Annotated in this window: 2 protein-coding genes; both read right to left on the reverse strand. The window is 32.3% G+C overall.

Annotated features, from left to right (window positions below; genetic code table 11):
- Positions 1-473: NAD(P)/FAD-dependent oxidoreductase (locus AMO08_RS01830; protein WP_143323789.1), on the reverse strand; the 473-nt coding region annotated here is incomplete at its 3' end.
- Positions 474-496: 23 nt separating this feature from the next.
- Positions 497-755: electron transfer flavoprotein subunit alpha/FixB family protein (locus tag AMO08_RS01835; protein ID WP_218836561.1), on the reverse strand; the 259-nt coding region annotated here is incomplete at its 5' end.

Here is a 755-nt window from a genome sequence, read left to right on the forward strand (position 1 = left end):
TCTATACCCATATCTTGAGTTGCAACACCTTTAACAGATCCATCTTCGTTATATAAAATTTCACTTGCTGGAAATCCTGGAAAGATTTCTACACCTAAATTCTCAGCTTGTTCAGCAAGCCATCTACATAAATTTGCTAAACTGATAATATAATTTTTATGATTTTGTTGTACTGCAGGTAGTAGCCAAGTTGGCCAACTTAAAGATTTGGTTTTTCCTAAAAATAAAAATTTTTCTTTAGTTACTTTTGTTTTAATTGGAGAATTTAACTCTCTCCAATTTGGTAATAATTCATCTAGAGCACGTGTTTCAAATACATTTCCACTTAAAATATGAGCTCCAATTTCTGATGCTTTTTCTAATAAACAAACATTTAAATTTGCATCTAGTTGTTTTAACTTTATTGCGGTTGATAATCCTGATGGTCCTCCACCTATAATTACAACATCATATTCCATTGATTCTCTAGACATACTCTAGTTTTTAACTGTAAGGATTATTTTTGTATAGTGTTTAATTTGTTCAGCTCTTCCATGAACTGAGGGAGTGCCTCAAATAAGTCAGCTTCAAGTCCATAATCTGCAACACTAAAAATTGGAGCTTCACCATCTTTATTAATTGCAACTATAACTTTACTTTCCTTCATTCCTGCTAAATGCTGAATAGCACCTGAAATTCCAACAGCAATATATAGATCTGGTACCACTACTTTTCCTGTTTGCCCTACTTGATGATCATTACTTATATATCCCGCT

The sequence above is a fragment of the Candidatus Pelagibacter communis genome, assembly GCF_001180205.1.
Taxonomy (GTDB): domain Bacteria; phylum Pseudomonadota; class Alphaproteobacteria; order Pelagibacterales; family Pelagibacteraceae; genus Pelagibacter; species Pelagibacter ubique_O.